10 protein-coding genes are annotated in these 21,031 nt (G+C 74.2%); 5 read left to right on the top strand and 5 right to left on the bottom strand.

The features are described from left to right. Window positions 1-4: 4 nt before the first annotated feature. The 4 genes from IE145_RS17620 to IE145_RS17605 all read left to right on the top strand — a co-directional run bounded on the left by IE145_RS17620 (window position 5) and on the right by IE145_RS17605 (window position 8,583). On the top strand, window positions 5-886 hold the full coding sequence (locus IE145_RS17620; protein WP_189525990.1) for a TylF/MycF/NovP-related O-methyltransferase: 882 nt from the start codon (window positions 5-7) through the stop codon (window positions 884-886). 217 nt (window positions 887-1,103) lie between these two features. Beyond that, entirely contained in the window at window positions 1,104-4,583 is a 3,480-nt protein-coding gene (locus tag IE145_RS17615; protein ID WP_189525988.1) for a bifunctional glycosyltransferase/CDP-glycerol:glycerophosphate glycerophosphotransferase, read from the top strand. Next, window positions 4,580-7,444 carry a CDP-glycerol:glycerophosphate glycerophosphotransferase gene (locus IE145_RS17610; RefSeq protein WP_189525986.1) on the top strand — a complete coding sequence of 955 codons (2,865 nt, stop codon included), beginning with the start codon at window positions 4,580-4,582 and terminating at the stop codon, window positions 7,442-7,444. The genes IE145_RS17615 and IE145_RS17610 overlap by 4 nt, the downstream gene beginning before the upstream one ends. Beyond that, window positions 7,441-8,583: a glycosyltransferase gene (locus IE145_RS17605; RefSeq protein WP_189525984.1), complete on the top strand. Its 1,143-nt coding sequence runs from the start codon at window positions 7,441-7,443 to the stop codon at window positions 8,581-8,583. Before IE145_RS17610 ends, IE145_RS17605 begins: the two co-directional genes overlap by 4 nt. 23 nt (window positions 8,584-8,606) lie before the next feature. Here the strand turns inward: IE145_RS17605 and IE145_RS17600 are convergent, their stop codons facing one another. The 5 genes from IE145_RS17600 to IE145_RS17580 all read right to left on the bottom strand — a co-directional run bounded on the left by IE145_RS17600 (window position 8,607) and on the right by IE145_RS17580 (window position 18,834). Further along, a complete protein-coding gene (locus IE145_RS17600; protein ID WP_189525982.1) occupies window positions 8,607-10,835 on the bottom strand; it encodes a bifunctional glycosyltransferase/CDP-glycerol:glycerophosphate glycerophosphotransferase in 2,229 nt (742 codons plus the stop codon). A 204-nt stretch (window positions 10,836-11,039) separates the two neighbouring features. Further along, window positions 11,040-11,981, bottom strand: a complete 942-nt coding sequence (locus IE145_RS17595) for a carbohydrate ABC transporter permease (RefSeq protein WP_189525981.1) — start codon at window positions 11,979-11,981, stop codon at window positions 11,040-11,042. After that, window positions 11,978-13,264 carry a carbohydrate ABC transporter permease gene (locus IE145_RS17590; RefSeq protein WP_189526049.1) on the bottom strand — a complete coding sequence of 429 codons (1,287 nt, stop codon included), beginning with the start codon at window positions 13,262-13,264 and terminating at the stop codon, window positions 11,978-11,980. The genes IE145_RS17595 and IE145_RS17590 overlap by 4 nt, the downstream gene beginning before the upstream one ends. Before the next feature lie 100 nt (window positions 13,265-13,364). After that, window positions 13,365-14,729, bottom strand: a complete 1,365-nt coding sequence (locus tag IE145_RS17585) for an ABC transporter substrate-binding protein (protein WP_189525978.1) — start codon at window positions 14,727-14,729, stop codon at window positions 13,365-13,367. A gap of 199 nt (window positions 14,730-14,928) precedes the next feature. Next, window positions 14,929-18,834, bottom strand: a complete 3,906-nt coding sequence (locus IE145_RS17580; RefSeq protein ID WP_189525977.1) for an FHA domain-containing protein — start codon at window positions 18,832-18,834, stop codon at window positions 14,929-14,931. Between the two features lie 471 nt (window positions 18,835-19,305). Here IE145_RS17580 and IE145_RS17575 point away from each other — a divergent pair, with 471 nt between their 5' ends. After that, the gene (locus IE145_RS17575) at window positions 19,306-20,985 is read left to right on the top strand and encodes a serine/threonine-protein kinase (protein WP_189525975.1); all 1,680 of its coding nucleotides are present in this window, start codon (window positions 19,306-19,308) and stop codon (window positions 20,983-20,985) included. Window positions 20,986-21,031 lie beyond the last annotated feature (46 nt).

Here is a 21,031-nt window from a genome sequence, read left to right as displayed (position 1 = left end):
TGACATGAGCCGCAAACCGCGCGTACTGTCCCGGGGCATGGCTTGGCGCAACGCCGTCAACGGCGTCCTTCAGCAGCTCACCGGATACCAGCTCAGGCGCGTCCCGGTGCCCGCCGCCCGCACCGCCCCCGCCGGTCCCGCCCCGGCCCCGGCCGCCCCGGTGGCGGCCCCCGCTCCCGCCCCGAAGCCCCAGGCGAAGAAGCCCGCCACGGCGTTCCCGGCGGACTACGACGACGAGGCCAAGGACATCATCCGCGCGGTCAAGCCGTACTCGATGACCTCGCCGGAGCGGCTCAACGCCTTCATCCTCGCCACCCGGTACATCGCCCGGCACGACATCCCCGGCGACATCGTCGAGTGCGGTGTCTGGCGCGGCGGTTCGATGCAGGCGTGCGCCCGGACCCTGCTCTCCCTCGGGGAGACCGAGCGCGACCTCTACCTCTTCGACACGTACGAGGGGATGACCCCGCCCACCGCCGAGGACCTGCGGCGTGACGGCCGGCCGGCCCAGGAACTCCTGGACGCCCAGGGCAAGGACCGGCCGATCTGGGCGGTCGCCTCCCTGGAGGACGTCAAAGCGGGCTTCGGGCAGGTGCCCTACCCGAAGGAGCGCGTGCACTACGTGCGGGGGCGGGTCGAGGACACCGTCCCCGAGCAGGCCCCGGAGCAGATCTCGATCCTGCGCCTGGACACCGACTGGTACGCCTCCACCAAGCACGAACTGGAGCATCTTTACGACCGGTTGGTCCCGGGCGGGGTCCTCCTGATCGACGACTACGGCTACTGGCAGGGCTCGCGGCAGGCGGTGGACGAGTTCCTGGAGAAGACCGGTGAGCGGCTCCTCCTGCTCCGGATGGACGAGGGGCGGATCGCCGTCAAGCCCTGAGGCGAGCTCCTCGCCGTCGTGCCGAGCCCCGTGCCCTCCCCGGCGCGGGGCTCGAACGCGTCACCGGCGCGCCCCCGGGCGCCCGACCCCGCCCCTCCCGTCACTCGAACGGACCCCCTCGGGTGACCGGCGACCACGGCGCGGGTTGTACCCCATGGCCCCCGGCGGGCCCTCCACGCCCCCGAAGCCCCAGTCCCCGGAAGGATCGTGCGCCGCGATGGCACCCCGTCTCACCGTCGTCGTCCCCCTCTACAACGTCGAGGAGTACCTCGGTGCCTGCCTGACCTCGCTCGCCGAGCAGACCATGCCGGACCTGGAGGTCGTCCTCGTCGACGACGGCTCCACGGACAACGGCCCCGCACTGGCGCAGGAGTTCACGGAGCGCGATCCGCGCTTCCGGCTGATCCGGCAGGAGAACGCCGGGCTCGGCGCGGCCCGCAACGCCGGGGTCCGCGAGGCCCGCCCCGACGCGGAGTTCCTGACGTTCGTCGACAGCGACGACGTCGTCCCGCCCGGCGCGTACGCCCGGATGCTGGCCGAACTCGACTGCTCCGGCTCCGACTTCGCCACCGGCAACGTCCTGCGGCTGCGGGCCAACGGGGACCTCGAACAGTCTCCGATGTTCCGCAAGGCGATGGAGAAGGCCCGCCCGGCCACCCATGTCACCCGGGACTGGATCCTGCTCGGCGACCGCATCGCCTGCAACAAGGTCTTCCGCCGCACCTTCTGGGACGAGCACGCCTTCGCCTTCCCCACGGGCGTGCTGTATGAGGACATCGCGGTCGTCCTCCCCGCCCACTTCCTGGCCCGCTCGGTCGACGTCGTCGAGGAGCCCGTCTACCACTGGCGCGACCGCGACGGCTCGATCACCACCCGGCGGGCCGTCCCCCGGGGCATCCGCGACCGGGTCACCGCCGTCACCACCGTAAGCCGCTTCCTCGCCGGGCGGTCATCCGGAGAAGGAGCGGCCGACGCCGCCGAGGCCAAGCGCCGCTACGACGCCCACGCGCTCTCCGGCGACCTCTGGCTGTTCATCGAGGCCCTGCCGGACGGCGACGCGGAGTTCCACGAAGCCTTCCTGGAGCACGCCGGCGCGTTCGCCTCCACCGTCGAACCCGACGTCCTCGCCTCGCTGCCCCTGCATCTGCGGGTCAAGTGGCAGCTCATCCGGGAACGCCGGCTCCCCGAACTCCTCGCCCTCCTCGCCGACGAGAAGAAGGACCGGGACACCTTCCACGTACGCGGACTGCTCCGCCCCCGCGCCCACCACCCCGCCGTCCGCGACCCGCTGCCGCCCGCCACCACCGCGCTCACCCCCGCCGACCTGCCCGTCCACGCCCACCTCACCGAGGCCGTCTGGCGGGACGGGCTGCTGCGCCTGACCGGGTACGCCTATGTGCGCAACGCCCCCGGCGGGCCCCCGCGCCTCGGCTGGCTGCGGTCCGGGAAGCGGCTGATCCCGTTGCGGCTGCGCCCCGTCGGCGGCGACGAGGCCACCGCCCGGTCCGGCCGCTCCCTGCACCGTTACGACCGTGCCGGGTTCACCGCCACCATTGATCCGCGCACGCTCGCCGGGAAAGCGGGCGGCGACCGTACGACGTGGAAGCCGGAGGCCGTCGTCGTCGGTGCGGGGCGGCCGCGCCGGGGCCCGATGCGGCTCGTCGGCACCCCGGCCCCGCCCGCAGTGACGTACACCGACGAGCGGACCCGTATCGTCCCCGTCCTGTCCGGCAACAAGCTGGAGCTGCGCACCGAACGCGTCGCCGCCGTCCTGACCGGGCAGTCGGCGGCCGAGGACGCCGTGCGCCTGGAGGTGAAGGTCCTCGGCGACGCCGGGCCGGTCGCCCTCCGGCTCACCGAGTGGCACACCAAGGAAACGCGGGAGTTCGCCCTGCGCGGCTCGCTCGGCTCCCGGGCGGCGGACATCCCGCTCAGCGTCTTCCGGAGGGAGGACGACATCTGGGGCGTGCAACTCGTCGGCGAAGGCAAGCCGTTGACCGTTGCGGCCCGCCCCGACGGTCCGGACGGGCGTTACGCGCTGCCCGGCGGCCGCGAGGTGTACGCGGCCCCCAACCCCTCGGGCGACCTCGTCCTCACCGACCGGACCGTCCAGCCCGTCGTCACCTCCGCCGTCTGGGAGAGGTCGGGTGCACTGGTCCTCGAAGGGGCCTTCCCCGAGCCCACGGGGACCGCCCACGAATTTGTCCTGCGCCACAGCGGCCACCAGGAGGAGGCCGTCGTCGGAGTGGAGCGGGGTGACGGCGACGGCTTCCGGGCCGTGATCGCCCCGGCCGCCGTCGAAGGGCCGGGCGGGGCGCTGCCGCTGGCCGAGGGGCGCTGGTACCTCTTCCTGCGCACACCGGGGGAGCGGGACTTCGAGGCGTACCGGCCGCTCCGGACGATCACCTCCCTGCACACCACCCTGCCTCGCCGACAGCGGTTGGAGGGACGGGACTTCACCCTTCAGCGGCGCTACCACGACCGGCTCGTCCTGGAGTCCGGCAGCGCCCTCCCGGCCGCCGACCGGGGGCCGTACGGGCAGCGCGTCCGGCGCGAGCGCTACGCCGTACTCCGTACCGTCGCCCCGGCCGCGACGCGCCCCGCCGCCCTCTACTCCAGCTTCGACGGCCGGCAGTTCTCCGACTCGCCCCGCGCCGTCCACCGCGAACTCGCCGCCAGGGAACCGGACATCGAGCACCTGTGGGTCGTCCGCGACCAGCAGGCGGCCGTGCCCGACGGGGTCAGGCCCATCGCCCTGCACAGCGCCGAGTGGTACCAGGCGCTGGCCCGCAGCCGGTGGATCGTCACCAACACGCATCTCCCCGAATGGTTCGAGCGGGCCGAGGGCCAGTGCGTCGTCCAGACCTGGCACGGCACCCCCCTCAAGCGCATCGGCCGCGACCTCGCGGGCACCCCGCACGCCGACGCCGCGTACATGGCCTCCATGGAACGCCGGTCCGCCCAGTGGAGCGTGCTCGTCTCCCCGAACAGCTTCTCCACCCCCGTCCTGCGCCGCGCCTTCGGCTACGACGGCGAGGTCCTGGAATGCGGCTACCCGCGCAACGACCTGCTGTACGCCTCCGACCGGGCCAAGGTCGCCGCCGCCGTACGGGAACGGCTCGCGATCCCCGACGGGCGGCGCGTGATCCTCTACGCCCCGACCTGGCGCGAGGACCAGCCGCGGAAGGCGGGGCGGTACGCCCCCGACCTCCACCTCGACCTGGAACACGCCCGCGACGTCCTCGGCGACGACCACGTCCTCCTGGTCCGGCGGCACTACCTCGTCGGCGGCAGCGTCCCCGACACCGACTTCGTCCGCGATGTCTCCCGCCACCCGGACGCCGCCGAACTGCTGCTGATCAGCGACGCGTTGGTCACCGACTACTCCTCGATCATGTTCGACTTCGCGCAGACCGGCCGCCCCATGGTCTTCCACACCCACGACCTGGCCCACTACCGCGACACCCTGCGCGGCTTCTGCTTCGACTTCGAGCACCGCGCCCCCGGACCCCTGATCCCCGACTCCGCCGGGATCGTGGCCGCGCTCCGCGACCCGGACGCGGCCACGGCCGGGCACCGGGAGGCCTACGAACAGTTCCGGGAGGCGTTCTGCGACCTCGACGACGGGACCGCCGCCGCCCGGGTCGTGGACCGGATGCTCACCGGCGGTCGGGCTGTCGAGGGGGAGCGGGTATGAGCGACGTCAGCTGTGTGATCACCGGCGGCGGGGACGGCGACGGCCCGGGCGGGGCCGGCGCCCTGCGGGCCTCCGTGGAGTCCGTCCTCGGCCAGTCGATGCGGGCCGCCGAGGCGCTCGTCGTCCTCGCCTCCGCCGCCGACCCGGCCGTACGCACCGCCGCCCGCACCCTCGCGGCCCGCGCGCCCGAACGGGTCCGGCTGGTCCACGCCGACCCGGCCGCCCGCACCACCGGGGCCCTGCGCAACGCGGGCCTCGACGCGGCGACCGGCCGGTACGTCCTGGTCCTCGGCAGCGGCGAGCGGCTCCAGAAGCACGCCTGCCGCAACCTCTGGCAGGCGGGCGAGACCAGCCGCGCCGACCTGATCGCCGGACGCTGGAGCCGGATCACCGACGAGAGCGGCAAGGAACGGGAGCCGTCCTGGCAGGGGGAGCTGTTCGCCCGCTCCCGCACCCTCACCCGCTTCACCGAGGCCCCCCAACTCGTCGTCAGAGACGCCTTGGTGACCGGGTTCTGCCTGCGCCGCGAGGCCGTCCGGCGGCACGGGCTGCGGTACGAGGAGGACCTGGCGCACGGCGAGATCCTGTTCGGCCCGACCGTCGCCGCGGCGGTCGGCCGGATCGCCCTGGTCCGCCGGCTGATCGTGACCGGCCGTGCCGTCCCCGACCGGGCCCGCGACCTCGCCGCCCTGGTCGAGGCCCACCGCCGGGTCGCCAACACCCTCCTCGCGCACAAGCTCCCCGAGCTGCGCGAGGAGCGGGAGAAGGCGTTCCACCGGGACCATCTGGTGCCGCTGGTCCGGTCCTTCCCCGCGCTGCCCGCCGTCCGCCGCGACCGGGTCGCCGCCGCCTGCGCCCGCACCCTGACCGGACCCGTCCCGCCGGACCTGCCGCCGCTGGAGCGGGTCGCCGTGACCCTGCTGGGCCGGGGCGACGCCGAGGGCATCCTGGCCGCTGCCTACGCGCTGAGCCGGCCCGCCACCGTGTGCGCGCCGCTGACGACGGGTGCGGACGGGCGGGTCGCCTGGGGTGGGGAAGCGGAGGAACCCGTCGCCGACATCACCGAACTCGGCCACCAGTACCGCCGGTTCGGCGAGATGCGGCTGATGAACCGGCTCACCCGCTGTGCCGCCGCCGATGGGGGCCGCCTGCTCCTCGAAGGCCGTCTCGTGCTGCCCGGGCACACCGGGCCCGGCCCCGGCGCCCCCCTCACGGCCACCCTGGAGTTCCGGGCCCGGGGCGGGGCGCACGCCGTCGCGTTCCCGGCCGAGGTGGTCCGGCACGACGGGACCGGGATCACCTGGCGCGCGCGGGCCGACGTCTCGCGCCGCCTGCGCCCCGTCGGCGTCCGCGACACGGCGTGGGACGCGCGGCTGATCGTGGAGGCGGACGGGGTCCGGTCCGTCAGCGATCTGTTCGCCCCGCGGGACCAGGTGGCCGGAGCGGTCCGGTTCGCCGCGCGGCCCCGGCTCGGGCGGCTCGCCGGGGACACCTGGGAGCCCTACATCACGCTCAAGGACCACTTCGCGCTCCGGCTGGCCGCCCGCCGCCGCCCGGCCCGCACCGCCCACCGCCTGGTCCGCTACGCCACGCACTTCCGGCCCGCCCGCAAGGCCAGGCTCCTCGTCCGCGCCCTGCGCAAGCGCCTGGACCGCTACCGCTCCCGCGGCTTCAAGGCCCCCGCCTACAACACCTGGTTCACCCGCCTCCCCGTGCGCCGGGGCTCCGTCGTCTTCGAGAGCCACATGGGCACCTGCTACGGCGACAGCCCGCGCGCCCTGTACGAGGAGATCCGCCGCCAGGGCCTGAAGCTCCACGCCACCTGGTCCTACGATCCGTCCCCGGCCGGTTTCCCGGACGACGCCCGCCTCGTACGCCGCTGGTCCTGGCGCTACCTGTGGGCGCTGGCCCGCGCCGAGTACTGGGTCGACAACCAGGGCTTCCCGCAGCAGCTGCGCAAGCCCGACCGCACCACGTACCTCCAGACCTGGCACGGCTCCGCGTACAAACGCATGGGCTTCGACGAGACCCGCGTACGGCTCCAGAACGCCCCGCAGCGCGAACGGCTCCAGCAGGCCGTCGACCGCTTCGACCACTTCCTCGTCCGCTCCGAGCACGACGTGACGACCCTCGCCCGCGCCTACCGGCTGCCCGAGGAAAGACTCCTGCGCACCGGCTACCCGCGCAACGACGCCCTGATCGCGGAGCGCACCCGGGCCGAGACCGGGGGAAGGCTGCCGCGCCCGCCCCTCGCCGGGGAGCTCGGGCTCGACGACCACAAGAAGACCGTGCTGTACGCCCCGACCTTCCGCGGCGGGCCGGGAAAGCAGCGCAAGAGCCGACTCCTGCTGGACGTGCGGGAGTTCGCCGAGCGGTTCGGCGACACCCACACCCTGCTGGTGCGGGCCCACTACCTGGAGTCGGCCCGGCTGCCGGTCTGCCCGCCCGGCACCGTCGTCGACGTCTCCCGCCACCACGACGTCAGCGAACTCCTCACCATCACCGACGTGCTGGTGACCGACTACTCCTCCATCATGTTCGACTTCGCCCTCCTCGACCGGCCCGTCGTGCTGTTCGCCCCCGACCTGGAGACGTACGCGGCCGAGCGCGGCAGCTACTTCGACCTGCGGGAGCAGGCCCCGGGGCCGGTGACCGCGACCCAGGAGGAGCTGTTCGCCGCCCTCGCGGACCTCAAGAAGTCCGACCACCGGTACGCCGACCAACGCCGGGCCTTCGCCGAGCGGTTCGGCGCCTACGACCGGGGAGACGCGGCCCGCGCCACCGTCGCCGCCGTCTTCGGGCCCGCCGCTTCCCGGGGCGTCCGCGACACCACCGACCACGACCGGGGGGCCGGCCGATGAGCCGCGACATCTTCATCGTCTCCAACAGCACCGACGAACTCGGCGGCGTCACCGGCTGGATGCACCAGACCGCCCGCCTCTTCGCCGGCCAGGGCCACCGGGTCCACACCGTCGGCATCCACGCCTCCGACCTCAAGATGACGCTGCCCCGGCAGCCCGCACATCCGGTCACCGCCCTCTACCCGGCCCACCCCCCGACCCCCTGGACACCCCACGGCGTCCGCGACCGCTTCCGCATCCCCGCCCGGCGCAAGGAGGCCGCCCGGGCCGCCGCCAAGAAGCAGGCCGTGGGGAGGCTCTCGGAGCTCTTCGCCACCGCCCGGCCCGGCGCGGTCGTCATCGTCACCCAGGTCTGGGCGATGGAGTGGGTCGGGGAGGCCGACACCGCCGGGCTCCGGGTCATCGGGATGAGCCACGAGTCCTACGACTACTCCCGCGCGAGCCACCGCTACCGCTGGATCAAGAACCACTACAAGGACCTCGACCACTGGCTCGTCCTCACCGAGGAGGACGCCGACCGGTGGGCCGGGGACGGCATGAACAACGTCGGCTTCCTGCCCAACGCCCTCTCCCGGCTCCCCGACGTGCCCTCCCCGCGCACCGCGAGGACCGTCGCCAGCATCGGCCGGCTCAGTGACCAGAAAGGCATCGACCTGCTCCTGGACAGCTGGGCCCTGGTCGCCCCCGCCCGCCCCGACTGGACCCTGCGCGTGTACGGGGCGGGCGAGGACGAGGCCGCGTTGAAGGCACAGTGCACGGGCCTCGGCCTCGACGGCTCCGTGGAGTGGATGGGCCGTACCGACGACGTGGAGCGGGCCCTCGCGGACGCCTCCGTCTTCGTCCAGTCCTCCCGGGGCGAGGGCTTCCCGCTCGCGCTCCTGGAAGCGATGGCGAGCGGCGTGCCGTGTGCCGCCTTCGACTGCGCGCCCGGGGTCCGCGAGATCGTCCGGGACGGTGAGGACGGGCTCCTCGCACCCGCCGGGGACGTCGCCGCCCTCGCCGACCGGCTGCTGCGGCTCACCGGCAACCCCCGGCTGCGCGACGCGATGGGCGCGCGGGCCCGCTCCGGCGTCCAGCGGTTCTCCGAACCGGAGACCCTGCGCCGCTGGGAGGAGCTGTTCGCGTTCCTGGAACGCTGATCCCGCCCGCGCGGCCGTCGGGGTCAGCCCCCGACGGCCGCCCCGGCCCCGTCCTGCGCCGGCAGGGCCGCGGGCGTCCGGCGGGCGGAGAACGGCACCGGTAGCGGCAGTCCGTCCGTCTCCCCGAGGAAGACCCGCCGCACCACCCGCTCGGCGGCGTACCCGTCGTCGTACGGACAGAACCGGGCCCGGAACGCGGCCCGCAGCTGCGCCGAGCGGGAGCCCCGCCAGTGGTCCGTGGCGAAGATGTCGAACAGCTCGTCCTGGCTCCGGGCGACGATGCCGGGCGGGAACGCCGTGATGTCGAAGTACGTGCCCCGGGCCGCTTCGTACGCCTCGATGTCGCCCAGGTGCAGCACCACCGGGCGGTCCAGGTTGACGTAGTCGAACATCAGCGAGGCGTAGTCGGTGAGCAGGGCGTCCGAGGCGAGCGCCAGCGTCTCCACCGACCGGTGGGCGCTCACGTCGATGATCCGGGGATGTGCCGCCCGGCCGCTGCCTCCCGGACCGGCGGGGCGCGGCGCCCGGGCGAGGACCACGAACTGCGGGCCCAGAACCCGGACCAGCCACTCCAGGTCCAGGGCGGGCCGCTGGACCCGCCGGTAGTCGCGGGGCACGGGGGCGTACAGCAGGGCCGTGGCCCCCTCCGGGATGCCCAGCGTCTCGCGCAGCCGGGCCACATCGGCCGGGCCGGTGCGGTGGTAGACGTCGTTGCGCGGCGAGCCGTACTCCAGCGTCGTGTACGCGGACGGATAGGCCCGTTCCCGTACGAGGGTGGAGTGCGGGTTGGCCGAGAGGGAGAAGTCCCAGGTGTCGACCGAGCGCAGCAGCTCGTCGAAGTCGGTGCCCCGGGCGGCGGCGGGCCGGTCCAGCAGATCGGTGCCCTCGGTCCGCAGCGGTGTGCCCTCGTGCGTCTGGAGCAGGATCTGGCCCCGCCGCTTGACCAGCCCCCGGTCGAAGGACCCGTCGTTCACCAGATACGCCGAGCGGGCCAGCGCGGCCCGGTGGGCGAAGGTGCCGGGCGCGAGATGCCGGGTGCCGGTCGGCACGGTGTGGGCGTCGACGGGCCGGCAGACCCAGGCCGTCCGCACCCCCGGGACCAGCTCACGGACCTTCGCCTCGATCGCCGCCGGGCTGCCCGCGTAGCCGCCGCCCCGGGCGGTGAACACCGCGTCCCGGGCGCGCAGCGGCAGCCGCAACTGGATCCGGTAGTGCACCTTCAGCGCCGCGCCCCGCCCCGCCCGGCGCAGGGCCGCCGCCCCTTTCCGCAGCCGGCCGCCGAGGCGCCGGGCCTCCGACAGGGCCCGGTAGGTGCGCCGCGCGCCGAGGTGCATCAGGCCGTGTCGCAGCAGGGCGCTGCGGGGGGCCGGGGCGCCGGGGGTGCGGTAGCGGCGGCAGGAGGCGGTCGCCCGGCGGAAGAACGCGGCGCGGCTGTGCAGCGGCAGCCGGTCCCGGGAGGCGAACAGCGCCGAGAAGTGGTCCAGCATGCGACGGAACATCACCGGTCGCCACAGGGCGAGTTCGGGGCGGGAGTCGATGAACGCGAAGACCCGGTCGTACTGGTCGAAGACGTCGAAGTGCTTCTCGCTGGTGGTGGAGAGGATATTGCCGCGCCGCCGCTGCCGGTAGGAGACGCAGACCGCGTCCAGCACGGCGATCGAGTCGGCCGCCATCAGGACCGGGTAGGTCCAGGGGGTGTCCTCGTAGTAGCCGGGCGGGAAGGCGAACCCCTCGGCCTCGACGAACGCGCGGCGGTACGCCTTGTTCCAGACGACCATGAGGAGTCGCAGCAGTTCGGGGCGGTCGGTGAGCCGGAAGCGCTCGGGGCCGCTCTCGTCGAGATGGGCGGCCAGGACGTTGCGGACGCTGCGGCCCGTCCAGTACGTGCGGGCGTAGTCGTACATCAGGACGTCGGGTTCGCCGGTCGTGTCGATCCGGTCGGCGATGGTCTGGAGGGCGTCCGGCAGCAGGGTGTCGTCGCCGTCGAGGAAGATCAGGTAGTCGCCGGCCGCCCGGCCCATCCCGGCGTTGCGGGCCGGGCCGAGGCCGATGTTGCGGGGCAGGTGCAGTGCGGTGACGCGGTTGTCCCGGCGGGCGTACTCGTCGGCGATCGGTCCGCAGGCGTCGGGGGAGCAGTCGTCGACGACGATGACCTCGTAGTCCTTGAAGGACTGGGCCAGCACGGAATCCAGACATGCGTGCAGATACGCCTGGACCCGGAATGCGGGCACGATGACGGAGAACCGGGGCACTACACATCCATGGGTCGATCGTTCGCGGAAATCCAGGCAGAGCGCAAACGTCGGATGGAATGACAGGGTTACGCCGGGTGAGGCAATCGGGGGGCCCGGACGCCGAAGCGGCCCGGTTCCGGGGAACCGGGCCGCTCCGTGTTGACGTACAGCCGTACGTATGCGGCGGTACGCCGTCGAGGGCGCACCGCCTTGCGGTGCGAGCTACTTGACCGCGCCCGCCATCACGCCGGAGACGAACTGCCGCTGGAAGGCGAAGAACACCGCCAGCGGGATCACCATCGACACGAACGCGCCGGGCGCGAGCACGTCGATGTTGTTGCCGAACTGGCGTACCTGCTGCTGGAGCGCCACGGTGATCGGCGGCGACCCGGAGTCCGCGAAGATCAGGGCGACCAGCATGTCGTTCCACACCCACAGGAACTGGAAGATGCCGAGCGAGGCGATCGCCGGACCGCCCAGGGGCATCACGACCCGGGTGAAGAGCCGGATCTCGCCCGCCCCGTCGAGCCGGGCGGCCTCCAGGAGTTCGCGCGGGATCTCCGCGAAGAAGTTCCGCAGCAGGAAGATCGCGAACGGCAGGCCGAACGCCGTGTGGAACAGCACCACCCCGAGCGTCGTCTCGAAGATCCCGATGGTGCCGAACAGTTCGGAGACCGGGATCAGCGCGACCTGCACCGGCACCACGAGCAACCCGACGACCAGCAGGAACAGCCAGTCCCGGCCGGGGAAATCCATCCAGGCGAAGGCGTATCCGGCGAACGACCCGATCAGCACCACCAGCAGAGTGGAGGGGACGGTGATCATGATGGTGCTGCCGAGCGAGCCCGTGATCGTCGAGTTGTCCAGCAGCCGCTGGTAGTTCTCGAAGGTCAGCTCGGACGGGACGGTGAAGATCTTCCACCAGCCGGTCGCCGCGATGTCCTGCGGACCGCGCAGCGAGGACAGCAGCAGTCCGATCGTGGGCATCAGCCAGAACAGGGCGACCAGGACCAGGAAGACCCGCATCACCCCGCCGCCCGCGCGGGCGGCGATCCTGGCCCCGAGGGACTGCTTCGCCTTGGGTGCTTCAGGGGCGCCCGGCTTGCGGGAGACCGCCTTCTGGCGGCCGATGCGGGCGGTGTTCACATCCGGTGCGCTGCTCATCGCCGTCCCTCCTTCCGGATCCGGCGGATGTTGACCAGCATCACCGGGATCACCAGCAGCAGCAGGAGCACCGCGATCGCGCTGCCGATCCCCAGGTCCGCGTCCGTGCCGAACGAGGACCGGTAGAGCTGGAGTGCCAGGACGTTCGCGTCGTCCTGGGAGGAGCCCGGCGCGATGATGAACACCAGGTCGAAGACCTTCAGCACGTTGATCATCAGCGTCACCAGGACCACCGCGAGCACCGGCGCCAGCATCGGCACCGTGATCCGGCGGAACACCTGCCACTCGTTGGCCCCGTCCACCCGGGCCGCCTCCAGCAGCTCGCGCGGCAGGCCGGCCAGGCCGGCGGCGATCAGCACCATGGCGAACCCGGCCCACATCCACACGTAACTGCCGATGATCCCGGGCGTCACGAGGGACGGGCCGAGCCAGTCGACGCCGTTGTACGGCTCGCGGAAGTTGTCGGCTGGCAGCCGGAGTTGGGCGCCGTCCGCCGAGGCGGGCAGGGTGAACACCCCGTCCGCCCCCGCCGTCGCGGTGGCGACGACCTCGCCGTCCTTCACCGCCTCGACCTTCAGGCCCTTGAGCCCCAGCTCCTTCGGGTCGACGACGTTCGGTTTCCCGCCGCCGCCCCGGGTGAAGTCCAGCCACGCCGTACCGGAGATCGTGTCCCCGGAGGCCGTGGGCGCGCCCTCGGCCGGCCGTGCGTCGCCGGGCATCTTCGCCGGGGCCACGCCGACCAGCGGTACCCGCAGCGGCTCGCCCGCCCGGATCGGCTCCTTGGACACGAACGCCCCGCCGGCCGCCTTCTCCAGCGGGTGGACGGGCAGCGGGCGGGCCTTCGGGAAACCGGCGGACTCGTTGAACGTGTCGTGCACGCTCACCGCCACCGCGTTGGCCACCCCGCGCTCGGGGGCCTGGTCGTACACCAGCCGGAAGATGATGCCCGCCGCCAGCATCGAGATCGCCATCGGCATGAAGACGATCAGCTTGAACGCGGTGCCCCAGCGGATCCGTTCGGTCAGCACCGCGAAGATCAGCCCCAGCGCGGTGGCGACCGTCGGGGCGAAGACCACCCAGATCGCGTTGTTCTTCACCGCCGTGAGGATCGTGTCGTCGGTGAACAGAGCGGTGTAGTTGTCGAACCCGGCGAAGCCCGTACCGGCCTGGTCGAAGAAGGACCGGTAGACCGAATACCCGATCGGGTAGAGCACCAGTGCACCGAGCAGCACCAGCGCGGGCAGCAGGAACACCGCCGCGACGACCCTGCGGGTGCCGGTCACGCTCCGGCCGGGCTTCTTCGGGTCGGGGGACGGGCCCGGACTCGTGCCGTCGGCCGGGGGCGCCGCACCGGCGCCCCCAGCGGTCGCTGTCGTCACGGCGTCAGCTCTTGTACGCCTTGACCGCTTCGGACTCCAGTTTCTTCTGGGTCCCCGCGATGTCCTTCGGGTTCTTCAGGAAGTCCTGGAGGATCTTCCACTCGCCCGCCCCGGGCGTCCCGCCGAACGACTGCGGGGCCTGGTCGGACATGTCGAACCGGACGTCGTCACCCGCGTCGATCAGCGCCTGCGCCATGGTGCGCTGCACCTCGTTCGGGTACGCCTTCAGGTCCAGGCTCTTGTTCGGGGAGATGAACCCGCCCGCCTCGGCCCAGATCTTCGCCGCGTCCGCCGACGCCAGCCAGGTCAGCAGCGCCTGCGCGCCCTTGCTGTCCTTCAGCGCCACCGCCGCGTCGCCGCCGGTCACCACGGGCGAGTCCGCGCCGACCGCGGGGAACGGGAACACCTTGGCGTCCGTACCGATCTTCGCCTCGGTCTGCGCGATGTTGACGGCGACGAAGTCACCCTCGAAGACCATCGCGCCCTTGGGCTGGTCGCCCCCGGTGAAGGTCTGGGTCACGGAGGCCGGGAACTCCGTCTGGAGCGCCCCGTCCGCCCCGCCCGCGATCAGCTCCGGCTTTCCGAACAGCTCGGCCAGCGTGGTCAGCGCGTCCTTCACGGACGGGTCGGTCCACGGGATCTCGTGCTTCGCCAGCTGGTCGTACTTCTCCGGGCCCGCCTGCGAGAGGTAGACGTTCTCGAACCAGTCGGTCAGCGTCCAGCCGTCCGCGCCGCCCACCGAGACCGGGGTGACGCCGGAGGCGCCCACCGTCTCGGCGGTGGTGAGGAAGTCCTTCCAGGTCTTCGGCTCGCTCGCCCCCGCGTTGTCGAACGCGGCGGCGTTGTACCAGATCAGGGACTTGTTGGCGGCCTTGAAGTACACCCCGTACTGGGTGCCGTCGACCGCACCGAGGTCCTGCCAGACCTGGGCGTAGTTCTTGGCGAGCTGGGCCTTCGCCTCGGCGCCGACCGGCTTGGCCCACTTCTTCGCGGCCGCCTGCTGGATCGCGCCGACCTGCGGGATCATCGCCACGTCCGGCGGCTGCTTGCCCGCGATCTTGGTACCGAGGAAGTTGATGATCGGGTCCTGCGCCGGGACGAACGTGACGTCCGCGCCCGTTCGCTTCTCGAACTCATCCAGCACCTTGGTGAAGTTGGCCTGCTCGGGCCCGGTCCAGACCGCGGCGACGGAGACCTTCTCCCCGTCCAGCTTCGGCAGGTCGACCGTGGACGCGCTGTCCGTGCCCTTGCCGGAGTCGCCGCCCGACTTCTTCTTGCCGTCGCCGTCGCCCCCGCAGCCGGTGAGCGCCAGAGCGCCGACCGCCGCGAACACGATCGCGGTCCTGCGTATCGAGAGGGTTGTGCGCATTCCTGCCCCGTTTCTTTCCTGCGCGCCCGGCCACGTCACATGCCCGGACCGCGTCGTCCGTGCGCACAGTCCTACGCCCGGCGCACGGGCCCCGCAATACCGCCGGTGGCCCCAACAGGCCTATCGTGATCGCCTCGTGACGTCATGTCAGGGCATGTCGGAAGCCTGCCCCCGGGGCGGGTGAGCCGTCCCCGCGGGTTCAGGTGGTGAACGGGACCAGCGCGGGCAGCCGTTCGGCGTTCACCGAGCGGGCCGCGCGCTCCAGGGCGCTGGCGAGCAGCGCGAGGTCGGTCGGCCCGTTGCCCAGCTCCCGGACCGGGCGCCGGGTCGGCGGATCGCCCATCCGCTCCCACTCCAGCGGGACGACCGTCGGCCGGAGTGTCGCCGTACGCGGGATGCGGCCGGTGACCCTGCCGCCCTGGAACGGCGTCACCCGGCCGTCCGGGTGCCCCAGCCTGCCCCGGCCGGGGGCCGGTTCGTCCGGGGACGGCGGCAGCACCGGGGCGTCCAGCACGATGCGCAGCCGGGCGCCCCGGGCCAGTTCGGTGTCCTCGGTGCGGTCGGGGCGCGCGGAGGTGGCGACCAGGTGCACCCCGAGCCGCCCGCCGTCCCGGGCCACGGCCTCCAGCGCCCGCACCACCGAACCGGCGGCGGGCCGGCCGGGGGAGCCGAGCGCCGGGGCGACCAGCGCGTCGAAGTCGTCGGCGAGGACGACGAGGCGGGGCAGCGGGGACGGGCCCGGGTCCGCCGACCGCGCGGCGGCCGGGCGCAGCCGCAGGGTGCCGCTGGCCGGGGAGTCCAGATCGCCCCGGTGCTCGGCGCCGCTCGGCGGACGCTGGCCCACGACGCGGGGGCCGGAGCCCCGCTGGGTCTCCTGCTGCCCGTGGCGCTCGTGCCAGGCCGCGAAGTCCAGCTCGCCGAGCAGCTCGGCGCGCCGCTTCAGCTCGCCGCCGAGCGCCTGCGCGAACTCCCGCATCCGGACCGGGTCGGACGCCACGAGGTGGGTGAAGACATGCGGCAGCTCCGTACAGGGGAGCAGGCCCTCGCCGCGCTCGCCCTGTTCGCCGCCGGAGCCGTCGACGAGGAGGATGCCGAGCCGGTCGGGCCGGGCCGCGGAGGCGAGCGAGGCGGCGACGGCCCGGAGCAGCTCCGTGCGGCCGCTGCCCGGAGGGCCCTCGATCAGCAGGTGCGGGCCCTCGTCGGCGAGATCGACGCTGAGCGGGCCCCGGGGGCCGGCCCCGAGCACGAGGACGGGCCGACCGGCGTGGACGGGGGCGGCCCCGCCGGAACCGGAGCCGGACGCCGGAGTGACGGCTTCGCCCCGCTCCCGTGCACCGACGCCCGCCTCGGAGCCGGAGCCGTTCGCCGCGCCGCGCCCCGGTCCGGAACGCTGGGCGCCCAGGTGCGGCGTGCGCTCGGAGTCGCGGGAGTTCAGGGGCGGGTAGGGCGTGCGGCCGGAGTCGCGGGTTTCCGGCGAGGGGTAGGGCGTACGGCCGGAGTCGCGGGATTCCAGCGAGGGGTGGGGCGTGCGGCCGGAGTCGCGGGTTTCCGGCGAGGGGTAGGGCGTACGGCCGGAGTCGCGGGATTCCGGCGGGGGGTAGGGCGTGCGGCCGGAGTCCCTGGAGGCCAGTGGCGGGTACGGGGTGCGGTCCGGGTCGGGGGCTCCCGCGGCCGGGTACGGCGTGCGGCCGGAGTCGTGGTGCGGGGAGGCCGCCGTGCGCTGGGGACCGACGCGCGGGCCCGCGCTGAGGGTGCGCCCGGAGTTGGGGCTGTCCAGTTCGGTGCGGGGCTGGGGGGCGGCGGCCGCCCGGGGTGCCGAAGCGCCCGGCTGGGCCTCCGCCGTGGACGCCCAGCGGGCCATCAGTGACGCCGGGGTGGCGCGGGCCAGCCCCAGCTCGTCCAGCAGCCGGGCGGACGGCGGCAGCGCCGCGGTCGTCGGCCGGCCCGCCAGCGCGGCCGAGCCCTCCTCGCGCAGCGGGGCGAGCGCCCGCCCGAACCGCTCGGCCCAGGCCGCCGACACCGCGTCCACCGCGGCCACCGTCCCGTGCCCCGCGGCCTGTCCGCCCGCCGTACGCAGCAGGCGCAACGCCGTGGCGACGTCGCCGCTCAGCATCGCGACGGCCCCGCACTCCCGGAAGGCGATGGAGCCGCGGCAGGCGGCCTCGTACGTCGCGGCCACCGGCGAGGTGGGGGAGGCGGCCGGGGTCTCGGCCAGGCAGATCAGATGGATCCCGGCCGCCGCGCCCGCCCCGGCCAGCCGCGCCGTGGACTCGCGCAGGAACGCCGTACCCGGGTCGCCGTCCAGGACGACCACCGTGTGCGGGCCCGCGTGGGCGCGGGCGGCCTCGGCCACCGCCGCCCGGTCCAGATGCGGCCAGCCGTGACCGAGGGGGCCCTCGTCGAGGCGGCGCACCAGCTCGGCCGCGCGGGCCTCCGCCTGCTCACGGTCGTACGCGAGGAGCAGCCGGCAGTCCTGCCCGTGCGTCGGGCGCAGATGCGGCAGCCACCCCAGCCAGGACCACTCGCGCCGCCGCTCCTCCAGCGTGCGGGACCGGTCCGTGGAGATCAGGACGATCTCCAGGTCGAACGGGGAGTGCAGCGCGGCGAGCTGCGCCACCGTCGCGCGGGCCAGACCCGCCAGCCGGGCGCGCGGACCGGCGAGCCCGAGCGAACCGGCCTCCCGCAGCCCCACGGTCACCGGCACGGCGGGCACCTCGGCCCGGTCGGTCGTGCCGAGCCGCACCACCAGGGCCTCCGGGTGGCTCGGGTGGCGCTCCCAGAGCCGGGGCCCGGGGCCGAGCGCGGTCAGCAGCACGGCCGCGGGGTCCGGCCAGGTGCCCTCGGGGGCGGAGGGCAGGGCGGAGAAGGGGGAGCCGGGGGAGGCCGGTGAGGCGAGGTGCGCGGCCCCGGACGGCCCGCCGGCCGGATCGGCGGACCCGCCGCCCGGAACGCCGGAGGAACCCGCGCCGGAGCCGTGTCCGCCGGGGCCCCGCGCCCCGGTGTCGTGGGCACCGGTTCCGTACGGCGATGATCCGTACGCCGCCCGGGTGCCCGGGGCGGCCGGGGTACCGGCAGACCCGTGCGCGTCGGCCTGCTCGCCGGCTCCGGCTCCGGCCGCCGGGCGCGCTGTCCGCTCGCCCTTCGCGCCGCCTTTGAGCCGCCTGGCCCAGGCCCCTATGCCGCGCCGGGGCGCCGGAGCCTCGGCGAACTCCTCGCCGCGGGCGTGGGCGCCGCCGCCCGCGTACGCGCCGGGACCGGCCTCGGCGTGCTCCGGCCAGGGGGCCGCCTCGTCGAAGGACGGCTCCGGGTCCCCGTACGCCCCGGAGGGCCCCGCGGAGGCGAAGGGGGATGCGGCGGGCGCGCCGTACGCGGGGCCGGGGCCCTGGCCGCCGTGGTCAAGGGCGCGTGCGGCGAGGGGCGCGCCCGTGCCCCGGTCCGGGGCGGCCGCCCCCGTCTCGGCGCGGGTCACCCGCAGGTGCCCCTCCCCGTCCGGGGCGGTCGGCAGCGTCGTCGGACGGGAGCCCGAGGTGAGGCGGAGCGTGGATTCGCCGAGCCGCAGCAGCGCGCCGGGAGTGAGGCGGACCGGCCGCTCCCGCACCTCGACGCCGTCCAGCGAGGTGCCGTTCGTCGAACCGAGGTCGGCGACCGAGACCCGGCCGTCGTCGGCGACCGACACCGCGCAGTGCAGCCGGGAGACGTCCGGGTCGTCGAGCGGAACGTCCGCGTCGGCGGACCGGCCGATCCTGATCTGCCCGCCGTGCAGCAGGTGGACACCGCCCGCGTCGGGGCCCGCGACCACATGGAGCTGGGCCGGAACGGCGTCGTCCGTCGCCTCGTCCTCGCCGGGGACCTGGAGCGAGAGGACCGCGCCGTCCACCAGGGGCGGCTCCCCCAGCGCGATGCGGTGGCCGTCCAGCCGGTCCCGCCCGGCGAAGAGCACGACCGCCCCACCGCCCTGGGAGCTCTCGGGTCCCGACACGGCGGCGGCCAGCTGGGAGGCCACGGCGGCCAGCGCCGTCCCGGCGGGTGCGGTCACGAGCACGTCGCAGGTGCGCGCCGGGGTCTGGCCGCTGCGCGGCGCGAGGACGGTCAGCCGGATCTGCATCGCCGTCAGCGGTCCCTTCTGCGCGGGGTGCCCGGCAGGGGAGACGCCCGGTGATTCCCCCCACCCGGCACGGACACGTCGTCCGTACAGGTCGTCACGGACCGTGGGACTCCGAGCCCACAGATCCGTGCTGGAGGCATCCTCGCACCTGCCACTGACAACACGCCCGGCGGTCACCTTTAAATGATCTTGAATGGTCGGCTGTGGGCGCAAAAGTGCCTGCTTGCGTCCGGATCCCGCCGCTCGGAGGGTTTGCCGGGAGTTATCCGCCGCACGCCGGGCGGCAGCACGCGCCGGATTTCCGAACGTCTGACCGTCCTGTGATCAGCTGTCCGGCAACCTTCCGCCCGGTCTCCGCGTCTTCCCTCGAAACGTGAGCCCCCGGTGCCCCGTTCGGCGGCATTACAGTGGGCCGGAACATTCGGGCGGGCCGGGGGGACCGCAAGCCACGATCAGCAGGGAGCGCATGACGTGCGGCCGGTAGGCAGCAAGTACCTGCTCGAGGAGCCGCTCGGGCGCGGCGCCACGGGCACCGTCTGGCGAGCCCGCCAGCGGGAGACCGCGGGCGCCGAGGCAGCCGTCGCGGGTCAGCCCGGCGAGACCGTGGCCATCAAGGTCCTCAAGGAGGAGCTGGCCAACGACGCCGACGTGGTGATGCGGTTCCTGCGGGAGCGCTCGGTCCTGCTGCGGCTCACGCACCCGAACATCGTGCGCACCCGCGACCTCGTCGTCGAGGGCGATCTCCTCGCCCTGGTGATGGACCTGATCGACGGCCCCGACCTGCACCGCTACCTCCGCGAGAACGGCCCGCTCACCCCGGTCGCCGCCGCCCTGCTCACCGCGCAGATCGCGGACGCGCTCGCCGCCAGCCACGCCGACGGCGTCGTCCACCGCGACCTCAAGCCCGCCAACGTGCTCCTCGACGAGCGCGACGGCGGCATGACCCCGATGCTCACCGACTTCGGCATCGCGCGGCTGGCGGACTCCCCGGGGCTGACCCGGACCCACGAGTTCGTCGGCACGCCCGCCTATGTGGCCCCGGAGTCCGCCGAGGGCCGCCCGCAGACCTCCGCCGTCGACATCTACGGCGCCGGCATCCTGCTGTACGAGCTGGTCACCGGCCGTCCGCCGTTCGCCGGGGGCACCGCACTCGAAGTCCTGCACCGGCACCTCAGCGAGGAGCCCCGCCGGCCCTCCACCGTCCCCGGACCGCTGTGGACGGTCATAGAGCGCTGCCTGAGCAAGGACCCGGACCGGCGGCCCAGTGCCGAGAACCTGGCCCGCGGTCTGCGTACGGTCGCCTCGGGCGTCGGCGTCCACGCGACGTCCGCCCAGATCGCCGCCGCCGAAGGGGTGGGCGCCCTGCTCGCCCCCGACCCGGCGCCCACGGCCGTCCCGGACACCCCCGGCGCGGCCGACCCCACGCAGGTGCTGCCGAGCAACGCGGGCTCCTACGACCCCGCCGCGGCCACCAGCGTGCTCCCGCAGACCGGGCCCGGCGGGCCGGGGCAGGGCCCGGGCGGCAGCCAGGGCCACGCCGACCCGACCGCCGTCATGCCGCCCGTGCCGCAGCACCCCGACGGGCCGCCGCAGCCGGACGGCCCGCACCCCTGGCAGTCGCAGCTCCAGGCGGCCCGCGACCGCAACGAGCAGACCCAGGTGCAGTACCTGGACCCGAGCCAGGACCCGCTGCGCCGCCGCCCCCAACGCCAGCAGCCGCCGCCGCAGCAGCCTCCCCAGCGGCAGCAGCAGCCCGCGCAGCGCAGGCAGCAGCCGCTCCAGCAGCAGTACCCGTACCAACAGCAGCAACAACAGCCGCAGCGCTACCAGCAGCCGCAGCAGCCACAGCGGCAGCAGTACGCGCCCCCGCAGCCCCAGCAGCCGGCCGCCCGGCCGCCGCGCGAGCCGCGTCCGCCGCGGCAGCGCAGCGCCAACCCGATGCGCATCCCCGGGCTCGGCTGCCTCAAGGGCTGTCTGTTCACCCTGGTCCTCCTGATCGTCGCCGGCTGGCTGATCTGGGAGCTGACCCCGCTCCAGGACTGGGTCGCCCAGGGCAAGGGCTACTGGGAAGCGATCGGCGACGGGATCGGCAAGGTCTCCGACTGGCTCTCCGAGCTCGGCGACAGCACCGGAAGCTCGGGCGGCGCCTGACCCGTACGCCGAAGGACCCGGTGCGGCCGAGCCCCGCTCCGTACGC

The organism is Streptomyces sindenensis (assembly GCF_014649035.1).
GTDB lineage: Bacteria > Actinomycetota > Actinomycetes > Streptomycetales > Streptomycetaceae > Streptomyces > Streptomyces sindenensis.
The sequence above is the reverse complement of the archived record's forward strand: the minus strand, read 5'-3'. Positions and strand labels throughout refer to the sequence as shown.

Excerpts from the sequence above, each read along its gene's own strand:
- IE145_RS17620 (WP_189525990.1), top strand. The coding sequence starts at position 5 with ATGAGCCGCAAACCGCGCGTACTGTCCCGGGGCATGGCTTGGCGCAAC.
- IE145_RS17615 (WP_189525988.1), top strand. The coding sequence starts at position 1,104 with ATGGCACCCCGTCTCACCGTCGTCGTCCCCCTCTACAACGTCGAGGAG.
- IE145_RS17610 (WP_189525986.1), top strand. The coding sequence starts at position 4,580 with ATGAGCGACGTCAGCTGTGTGATCACCGGCGGCGGGGACGGCGACGGC.
- IE145_RS17605 (WP_189525984.1), top strand. The coding sequence starts at position 7,441 with ATGAGCCGCGACATCTTCATCGTCTCCAACAGCACCGACGAACTCGGC.
- IE145_RS17595 (WP_189525981.1), bottom strand. The coding sequence starts at position 11,981 with ATGAGCAGCGCACCGGATGTGAACACCGCCCGCATCGGCCGCCAGAAG.
- IE145_RS17585 (WP_189525978.1), bottom strand. The coding sequence starts at position 14,729 with ATGCGCACAACCCTCTCGATACGCAGGACCGCGATCGTGTTCGCGGCG.
- IE145_RS17580 (WP_189525977.1), bottom strand. The coding sequence starts at position 18,834 with ATGCAGATCCGGCTGACCGTCCTCGCGCCGCGCAGCGGCCAGACCCCG.